The organism is Rhizobium sp. 2MFCol3.1, from assembly GCF_000377565.1.
GTDB lineage: Bacteria > Pseudomonadota > Alphaproteobacteria > Rhizobiales > Rhizobiaceae > Rhizobium.
This window is the reverse complement of the sequence record NZ_KB898353.1, coordinates 412,301-420,957: the sequence shown is the minus strand read 5'-3', so window position 1 is coordinate 420,957 and position 8,657 is coordinate 412,301. Positions and strand designations below refer to the sequence as shown.

Below are 8,657 nucleotides of genomic sequence, written 5' to 3'. Positions count from 1 at the left end.
GCGACCAAAGATCGCGCGAGCGCGCAAATAGCGCACGCGTCTACTTGCGCGGCTGGAAGGTGTGTTCCACGCTCGGAAAGCGGCCGGCGCGGACGTCTTCTGCATAGGCCTCCACCGCCTGCGACACCAGCGGACCCAACTCGGCGAAGCGCTTGACGAAGCGCGGCTTGAAATCGCTGAACAAGCCCAGCATGTCGTCCGACACAAGCACCTGGCCATCACAGGCGACAGACGCGCCGATGCCGATGGTGGGGATGGAAAGCGAGGCCGTGATCTCGCGCGCCAGCGGCTCGACCGTTCCCTCGATGACGACCGCAAAGGCGCCGGCATCAGCAACCGCCGCCGCATCGCGACGGATCTTCGTCGCCTCCTGCTCCGAATGCCCCAGCGAGCGGAAACCGCCGGCCGTGTTGACCAGCTGAGGCATCAGCCCGACATGCCCGAAGACGGGCACGCCGCGCGATGTCAGGAAGGCGATGGTCTCGGCCATCTCTTCACCACCCTCGAGCTTCACCCCGTCGCAGCCCGTTTCCTGCAGGATGCGGACGGCATTTCGGTAGGCCTGCTCCTTGGATTCCTGATAGCTGCCGAACGGCAGATCGACGATGACGCAGGCATGCGACACGCCGCGCATGACGGCGCGGCCATGGGCGATCATCATGTCGAGCGTGACGCTGACCGTCGTCTCCATGCCGTAAAGCACCATGCCCAGGGAATCGCCGACCAAAAGCAGATCGCAATGCGGGTCCAGCAGCCGCGCGATCGGCGTCGTGTAGGCGGTGAGACAGACGACGCGATCTCCTCCCTTCATCGAGCGGATCGAGGCCGTGGTCAGTCGCTTCTGCTTGCCCTGCGCGCTCATCAGGCAGCCCTCGACTGTGCGGTCAGGCCGATGACGCGGTTATCGAGCAGGCGCGTGCTGCCGATCCGCACGAAAAGCGCCACGAGCGCCGGCGCCGATTGCAGCGACGTCAGCGGTTCAAGCGTTTCAGGATGCCTGACGGCGACGACCTCGGCACTCGCGAGCGGTTCCGACGCCACAAAACGGGTCAAAGCGGTTTCCAATTGCGTGGGATCATCACAGCCCTCGGCATAGAGCCGGGCCGCTTCGTCGAGCGTCCGCGGCACGATGACGGCAGCGGCGCGCTCCGTCTCGCTCAGGTAGACATTTCTGGAAGAGCAGGCCAGGCCATCGGCTTCGCGCACAGTCGGCACCGCGACCACGTCGACCGGCTGCGCGAGGTCCTCGACCATCCGCTTGATCAGCACCACCTGCTGATAATCCTTCTCGCCGAAATAGGCGGCATGGGGCTGGACGACATTGAAGAGCTTGGTGACGACAGTGGCGACACCGGCAAAATGACCCGGGCGAACCTCGCCCTCCAGCTGTCGGCCAATCTCCGGCACATCGACAACCGTCAGCATCGGGCGCGGATACATGTCCGTCACCTCGGGCGCGAACAGAAAGTCGACGCCGGCATTTTTGAGAAGCGCAGAATCCCGCTCGAGATCGCGCGGATAACGCGCCAGATCCTCGTTGGCGCCAAACTGCAGCGGATTGACGAAAATCGACACCACGGTCACGTCGTTTGCAGCCTTGGCGCGCGAGACAAGCTCCATGTGACCGACATGCAGAAAGCCCATGGTCGGCACCAGGCCGATCTTCTTGCCCTCACGCCGATAGATATCCAGGCACGCCCTAAGATCCGCTATCGATTTGATAATACGCACGAAACCGTCCTCCAAAGCTCTCCGCCAGCGTGGCTGGCGCAAGAAGGTGGCGGATAGAACTCGATTTGACTGACAGCGTCAACGCAAGCGGCGCCATTATATCGATTAAGCATTCCTGCGGCATCCGATTTTCCTATTGCTTTGATTTTCGCGCGGAAAACGACGTGGCAAGCAGGTGCGTCCAATCAAACTGTGGACAGACGGTGGACGCCCTCAGCCAATCCGGGCGTTCACGCAAACTTATGCATTCTTTTGTCCAAACTCTGCCCCAGTGATGGTAGAAGAACGGCATTGATAGACGAATGCCCTTCACGGGTGTCACGACGATGTCCGACAGCAGCGGAGGGACAGTGACCAATCCATACGAGATTCTCGGTGTCCGCAGGGACGCGAGCGATGACCAGATCAAGTCGGCCTACCGCAGGCGCGCGAAGACGACGCATCCGGATTCCGGTGGCGATCCCAATGCCTTCGGGCGGGTGCAGAAGGCTTATGAGCTGCTGCTCGATCCCGTTCGCCGCAAGGTGTTCGACGATACCGGCTATGACGTCGAACTCGCAGATCCCGTCGATCTGCAGGCGCTGATCGTCATCGAGAAGCTCGTCAATGAATTGACGCTGGACGAGCGCGAGCCCGGCACCTTCGATCCGCTCGCGCGCATGCGCGACGATCTCTCCGAGGACATGCGCAAGGCGCGCTTCTCCAAACGTGAACTCGAGCGCCACGCCGCGCGTATCGAACATCACCTGGAACGCCTGGAAAAGCGGCCCTCGACCGATATTCTCGGGTCCATGCTGCGCGCACGCGTCAAGGCGATCGCCTCGGCGATCAGCGAGACCGAGGCCAAGATCAAGGCCAGCGAACGCGCCTGCGAGATGCTTTACGACTACGCGTATGAAGTGGACGTCAGCGAAAACGAAGACGGCCTCCTCACAGAAGAGGAAGCCGCTCCAACGATTGCCGCGCCACGGCGCGAAGATCGACCGCTTTGGGTCGTGCCTGCCGCAGCCCAGGAAGGCTGAAGCAGGGTTTCAACTCGATAGATATCAGGCTGCGCGCTGTTCGGTGCCCTGGATAGCTGCAAGCTTCCAGTCGGTGCCGGATTTGCGCACGAAGGTCCAGACCTCTGTGCTCTCGGTCGGCGAGCGCGTGTCGCCGCTCACCACCCGGCCGCCATCGCGCTCGATGACAGCATCGATGGACTGATAGCGCATCGCAAGCGTCGCGTAATCGGAACCATCTTCACGCCAGGCTTCGGCGACATCACCCTGCAGCAGCTTGACGTCGCTGACCTGGTTGCGAACGCCGTTGGTGGCGTTTTCGCCCAGTTCCTCGGCGAGATAGGACATGGCTTCCGGCGTCGTCAGCTTGCGCAGCGTGCCGTAATCCTCGGCGCCATAGGCCGTCTGAACCTCGGTGAGAAGCTGCTCGAACCGGTCAAGGTCATCAGGCTTGATGCCGATTTCATCGCTCGGCTGATCGTTGCGCGGCGGCTGCGGAGCGGCATTCGAGCCGCCGAGGCCAAAGCCGGCCGCGCCCGAACCGATGCTCGGGATGCGGAAAGACGAGTTGCCGTTCGATGCCATCGGGCTGACGCCGCTCGGACGCGCCGAGCCATAGGCGGGCTGCTGGCCGCGATTGGCGAAGAAGCGGACGGCGAGCATGATGGCGCCGGCGATCAAAGCGAACTGCAGGAGCATGCCGAGGAAGCCGAAGCCGCCGCCGAACCCGTGGCCGAGCAGCATGCCGAGCAATCCGCCGGCGACGAGACCGCCGATCATCGACCGGCCGAAACCGCCAAACAGACCACCGCGCTGCTGAGCACCACCGAAGGCCGGCTGCGTCGCGGCGCCAGGCGCGTTGGTTTCAGGGCGCTGGCTCATCGAACGATCCATCGGCGCGGCAGGGGCCGGCGCGGTGCGGGTGACAGGCGGCGCCTGGAAGGTACGCGTGCCGCGGCTGCCGAAACCGGAGCTTCCTGCCCGCCGTGCATCCGCATCCCCGATGGACGCAAATACGGTTACGCCTGTCAGGGCGGCGATCGCTGCAACCTTGGCAAAACGTGAAACGGCACGAGGCATCTAAAGTCTCCTATATGGCAACAATTGAGTTTCGCCTTCTTATATAGGTTTCTTTTCCCGCGTTTTAAGCTTTGCGTTGAATCTGGTTCAATTGTTTGTGTATCGGCCTATTGGCAGACGTCGACCCAAGTCGCCTTGGTCAGCTCCGCCAGGCGATCCGTCGCGATCCGGATAGCCGAATTCGTCGATCCCGCGGCGGGCACCACCACGTCGAACTGCTTGAGAGAGACGTCGCAATAGATGCGCAGCGGCGACGGAAGCCCGAACGGGCAGACGCCGCCCACAGGATGGCTGGTCGCCTCGACGACCTCTTCGGCATTCAGCAGCCGCGCCTTGGTGCCGAACGTGTCCTTGAACTTGCGATTGTCCAACCGCGCCAGACCGCCCGCTACCACCAGGATCGGCGCGTCATCTAGCCGCAGGCAGATCGTCTTGGCGATCTGCGCCGGATCGACCCCATGCGCTTCGGCCGCCTGCGCGACGGTCGCCGAACTCATCTCGGTTTCGATGATGTCGATATCGGGGGCGGATGCGCTGAGGAATGCGCGGACGGTCTCTAGGCTCATGGGCAACAGTCATCCTTGATCGGAATATTGGAAAGCGTTTCACGCCGGCTCGGTCTGCGCCTGCCTTTGCGTGCTTGTTTCGATCAGCCGCACGTCGTTCTCAAGACAGAACTGCCGCACCGATGGAACCGGGCAACGATCGGTAATGAAGGTGTGCACCTGGGAAAGCTGGGCAATCCTTACCGGCGCGGTGCGCTCGAACTTGGTGGAATCGGCGACCAGGATGACATGGCGCGCATTGGCGATGATCGCCTGCGCCACCTTCACCTCGCGGAAATCGTAATCGAGAAGTGCGCCGTCCTCATCGAGCGCGGAGGCGCCGATCACGGCATAATCCACCTTGAACTGCCGGATGAAATCGACGGCCGCCTCGCCGACGATGCCGCCATCGGCACTGCGCACGACGCCGCCTGCAATCACCACCTCAATGGCCGGCAGAAGCCTCAGCCGGTTGGCGACGTTGATGTTGTTGGTGATCACCATCAGCTCGTGGTGATTGATGAGGGCTTCACCGACCGCCTCGGTCGTCGTGCCGATATTGATGAACAGGGACGCATTGTTGGGGATGAGGCTGGCAGCGGCGAGGCCGATGGCCTGCTTTTCGCTCGACGCGATCTGGCGTCGCGCCTCGTATTTGACGTTCTCGGTACCGCTCGGGAACACCGCGCCGCCATGCACGCGGGTCAGGATCTGGGCATCGCAGATGTCGTTGAGATCCTTGCGAATGGTCTGCGGCGTCACGGAAAAATGCGCTGCCAGATCCTCGACGAATATCCGGCCTTTCGACTTGGCCATGTCGACGATTTCGGTTTGACGGTCGCTCAGGAACATTGTGCGAGTGCTTTCGCTTCAGTTTCGTTTTTGCCCGAATTACCCATAACAGAGCCGAAGCCGCCACGCAAAATGACGGTGATCACTTTCATTTATGACAGAAATTCGCGGGCTTGGTCACTTTACTGTGTATCGACGCGCCGGTGGTGCCGGGCTAGTGAAGCGCCGCGTCCCAGCCCTGCGGCGGACCACGCAATGCCTCCCAAGGCTCTTCCGCGATCGGCAAGCTTGTCCAAGGACAAAGCATGGCCGATCGCGGTCGAAATTCCCCATCAAAGCCACCCAGATACCGGCCCGGAAAACAGCATCCGGCCTACGATAGTAGGCGCGCTCGTGAGCGCGAACTATACTTCGCACGGCATCATTAAACTCTTGTAATAAATGACGAAAACGTAACAATTACCTAATTTATATTTAATTTGAAAATACAGTTCTGCCGACAGATATGTATCTCACGCGTCTACTACTGGTGAAAGCCATCACGCGATCGAGCAACACATCCAAAGGACAGACATCATGTCAAACATCCTCAATCGCCGCCGGTCAGCAGCCCTTCTCGGTGCGGCAATCATCGTTGGCGCGGCATCGCTTCCCTATGCGTTCGAAACGTCTTCGGCGGTAGCGTCGCCAGCGTCCGTCGCCACCTCCCCCAACGGTAGCGGTTCGTTCGCCGATGTCGTCGATGCCGACAAGCCGGCGGTCGTGACCATCGTCACGACGATGAAGGCATCGGGCGCCGACGACGGCACCGACAATTCCGAGATGCAGCAGCAGTTCAAGCAGTTCTTCGAACAGCAGGGCATTCCGGTCCCACATCAGGCGCCGCAATCGGGTGAGCATGCGCAGGCCCTCGGCTCCGGCTTCATCGTCAGCCCGGACGGCTATATCGTCACCAACAACCACGTCATTGCCAACGCCACCGATATCAAGGTGACGCTCGACGACGGCACGGAACTGCCAGGCAAGCTGATCGGCGCCGACGCCAAGGCCGATCTGGCCGTGGTCAAGATCGAGGCCCCGAAGGCGTTGCCGACCATCGCCTGGGGCGATTCCGGCAAGCTTAAGCTCGGCGACCAGATATTGGCCATCGGCAACCCCTTCGGCATCGGCACGACCGTGACGGCGGGCATCGTCTCGGCACGCGGCAGGGATCTGCACAGCGGTCCTTATGACGACTTCATCCAGATCGATGCGCCGATCAACCACGGCAATTCGGGCGGCCCACTCGTCGATCGCGACGGTCATGTCGTCGGCATCAACACCGCCATCTATTCGCCGAACGGCGGCAGCGTCGGTGTCGGCTTCGCGATCCCATCGGATGAAGCCAAGACGATCGTCGCCAAGCTGCAGAAGAACGGCTCCATCGAGCACGGCTATCTCGGCGTTCAGATCCAGGGCGTCACACAGGATGTCGCCGATGCGATCGGTCTTGCCAAGCCGCAAGGCGCGCTCGTCGCCGACGTCTCGGAAGGCTCACCCGCTGCCAAGGCTGGTCTCAAGGCTGGCGACGTCGTCACCAACGTCGGAAGCGACAGCGTGACATCGCCGAAGGATCTCTCGCGCCTGGTGGCAGATCTGTCGCCTGGCGACAAACAGACCGTCACGGTCTGGCGCGGCGGCAAGAGCGTAGAGCTGAAGGTTGCGATCGGCGGAGGCGATGACGGACAGCAGCTCGCAAGTGCCGGCGGCACCGAAAAGCATGCGCAGAGCGGACCGAGGATCGGCGTCGCACTTGCCGACCTCACCCCCGATATCCGCGCCCAGCTTGGCCTGTCGCAGAAGGTCGAAGGCGCTGTCATCGCCAATGTGGCGCCGGACAAGCCCGCAGCGAAGGCCGGCCTGCAGACCGGAGACATCATCCTGTCGGTGAACGACAGGACCGTTCACGACGCGAGTGAAGCTAAGAACGCGGTGGCGGATGCAGCAAAGACCGAGAAGAAGTCCGTGCTGCTCCTCGTACAGCGAGGCGGCAACAAAACCTTCGTGGCTGTTCCCTTCGCTGCGGCCTAGCGTTCGGAAGGACCGGCGTCACCACACGCCGGTCCTTTTATTCATTGATACGACCATCATAAGCCGGGCGGCCTTCCGCCTGGCTTATTGCACGCCGAAGACACCGACGAAGTTCTTCATGCGCTCAGTCGCCAGCTCCGGCTTATCGAGCACATTTGCCTTGTCAGCCAAGCGGAAGATATCCGCATAGTGATTGATGCCGCGCGCCGATTGCATGCCGGCGGGCAGGCTGAAATGGCTCTGATGGCCGTTCAGCCACGCCAAGAAGACCACGCCCGCCTTGTAATATTGCGTCGGCGCCTCGAAGATCTTGCGCGACAGCGGCACCGTCGGCTCGATTACCGAGCGGAAGGTCGTGGTATCGCCCGCAGCCAGCGACGCAAGCGCCTTCGAAGCAGACGGCGCCACGGCGTCGAAAATGCCGAGAAGCGCGTGGCTGTAGCGCTTGCCATCACCCTCAATCAGTTCGGCGTAATTGAAGTCGTCACCGGTGAAGCACATGACGCCCTCGGGAAGCCGATCGCGAAGCTGCACTTCCTTGGCGTTGTCGAGCAACGAGATCTTGATGCCCTCGACCTTGCTCCGGTTTTCCTTGATGATATCGAGCGCGCACGCGAGCGCCGGCTCGAATTCAGCGCTCCCCCAATAGCCGGCAAGGTTGGGATCGAACATGTCGCCCAGCCAGTGCAGGACGACCTTGTCCTTCGCCTGCGAGAGAATGCGGCTATAGACCTTGATGTAATCGTCGGGCGACTTGGCGACGCGGGCAAGCGCGCGGCTCGCCATCATGATGGCGCGGCCACCGTTCTTCTCCACAAATTCGATCTGCGTCTCGTAGGCCTTGATCACGTCGTCCAGCGAGCGCGCATCGGCGGCCGCGAGATGGTCCGTGCCGGCGCCGCAGGCAAGATCGGCACCTTCGACATGGCGCGCCTCTTCGAGCGAACGGCGAATGAGTTCCTGCGCGCCCGCCCAATCGAGCCCCATCCCGCGCTGGGAGGTGTCCATGGCTTCGGCGATCTTGAAACCCAGGCTCCAGAGATGGCGTCTGAAAGCGATCGTCGTATCCCAGTCGATCGCCGGCTTCCCCCAGGGGTCGAAATCCCGGCGCGGATCGGAAACGACGTGCGCCGCCGCATAGGCAATCCGATTGAATACCGGTGGCTTGGACGGCCGCTCGATCGGGGTTCCGACAAGGCGATATTCGCGAACGGCACCATCGGCGTCAGGCAGATTCAAGGTCAAGCTCATGGGGTCCTCCTCAAGACGTGGACAATGCAATAATTTGGATCGTTCCAAATTGCAAGCCTGTTTTCGACGTCAAAAGCAAGGCGTCTCTTGACGCTTTCGACGCGAAAGCCTGCGAAGAAATTGATTGTTTTGCGCCATTTTGCACCGCAACAGATGCTTTCCGGTGAATTCTCCCACAGACATCGGC

The 8,657-nt window shown here is 61.6% G+C and carries 8 protein-coding genes; 2 read left to right on the top strand and 6 right to left on the bottom strand.

The genetic code is table 11. The annotated features are described in order from the left end of the window. Window positions 1–40: 40 nt before the first annotated feature. Window positions 41–862, bottom strand: a complete 822-nt coding sequence (gene panB / locus D460_RS0101740; protein WP_018896770.1) for a 3-methyl-2-oxobutanoate hydroxymethyltransferase — start codon at window positions 860–862, stop codon at window positions 41–43. Beyond that, the gene (gene panC, locus D460_RS0101735; protein ID WP_026282690.1) at window positions 862–1,731 is read right to left on the bottom strand and encodes a pantoate--beta-alanine ligase; all 870 of its coding nucleotides are present in this window, start codon (window positions 1,729–1,731) and stop codon (window positions 862–864) included. The genes panB and panC overlap by 1 nt, the downstream gene beginning before the upstream one ends. A 350-nt stretch (window positions 1,732–2,081) precedes the next feature. Here panC and D460_RS0101730 point away from each other — a divergent pair, with 350 nt between their 5' ends. Continuing rightward, window positions 2,082–2,753, top strand: coding sequence for a J domain-containing protein (locus D460_RS0101730; protein WP_026282689.1), 672 nt, complete (start codon window positions 2,082–2,084; stop codon window positions 2,751–2,753). A 24-nt stretch (window positions 2,754–2,777) separates the two neighbouring features. On the opposite strand, the gene D460_RS0101725 is transcribed toward D460_RS0101730, so the two are convergent. The 3 genes from D460_RS0101725 to D460_RS0101715 all read right to left on the bottom strand — a co-directional run bounded on the left by D460_RS0101725 (window position 2,778) and on the right by D460_RS0101715 (window position 5,209). Next, window positions 2,778–3,812 (bottom strand): Tim44 domain-containing protein, encoded by a 1,035-nt coding sequence (locus tag D460_RS0101725; RefSeq protein WP_018896767.1) that lies wholly within the window; start codon window positions 3,810–3,812, stop codon window positions 2,778–2,780. A gap of 107 nt (window positions 3,813–3,919) precedes the next feature. Beyond that, window positions 3,920–4,378: a YbaK/EbsC family protein gene (locus D460_RS0101720; protein WP_018896766.1), complete on the bottom strand. Its 459-nt coding sequence runs from the start codon at window positions 4,376–4,378 to the stop codon at window positions 3,920–3,922. Window positions 4,379–4,417: 39 nt separating this feature from the next. After that, window positions 4,418–5,209 carry a DeoR/GlpR family DNA-binding transcription regulator gene (locus D460_RS0101715; protein ID WP_018896765.1) on the bottom strand — a complete coding sequence of 264 codons (792 nt, stop codon included), beginning with the start codon at window positions 5,207–5,209 and terminating at the stop codon, window positions 4,418–4,420. A gap of 516 nt (window positions 5,210–5,725) precedes the next feature. On the opposite strand from D460_RS0101715, the gene D460_RS0101710 reads away from it, so the two are divergent. Beyond that, the gene (locus D460_RS0101710) at window positions 5,726–7,219 is read left to right on the top strand and encodes a Do family serine endopeptidase (protein WP_018896764.1); all 1,494 of its coding nucleotides are present in this window, start codon (window positions 5,726–5,728) and stop codon (window positions 7,217–7,219) included. A gap of 84 nt (window positions 7,220–7,303) precedes the next feature. On the opposite strand, the gene D460_RS0101705 is transcribed toward D460_RS0101710, so the two are convergent. Further along, complete coding sequence (locus tag D460_RS0101705; protein ID WP_018896763.1) at window positions 7,304–8,470, bottom strand: dihydrodipicolinate synthase family protein; 1,167 nt, start codon at window positions 8,468–8,470, stop codon at window positions 7,304–7,306. Window positions 8,471–8,657: the final 187 nt, after the last annotated feature.

Bases quoted from the DNA above. Each gene is read 5' to 3' on its own strand.
- panB (WP_018896770.1), bottom strand. From the start codon at position 862: ATGAGCGCGCAGGGCAAGCAGAAGCGACTGACCACGGCCTCGATCCGC.
- D460_RS0101725 (WP_018896767.1), bottom strand. From the start codon at position 3,812: ATGCCTCGTGCCGTTTCACGTTTTGCCAAGGTTGCAGCGATCGCCGCC.
- D460_RS0101720 (WP_018896766.1), bottom strand. From the start codon at position 4,378: ATGAGCCTAGAGACCGTCCGCGCATTCCTCAGCGCATCCGCCCCCGAT.
- D460_RS0101715 (WP_018896765.1), bottom strand. From the start codon at position 5,209: ATGTTCCTGAGCGACCGTCAAACCGAAATCGTCGACATGGCCAAGTCG.
- D460_RS0101710 (WP_018896764.1), top strand. From the start codon at position 5,726: ATGTCAAACATCCTCAATCGCCGCCGGTCAGCAGCCCTTCTCGGTGCG.
- D460_RS0101705 (WP_018896763.1), bottom strand. From the start codon at position 8,470: ATGAGCTTGACCTTGAATCTGCCTGACGCCGATGGTGCCGTTCGCGAA.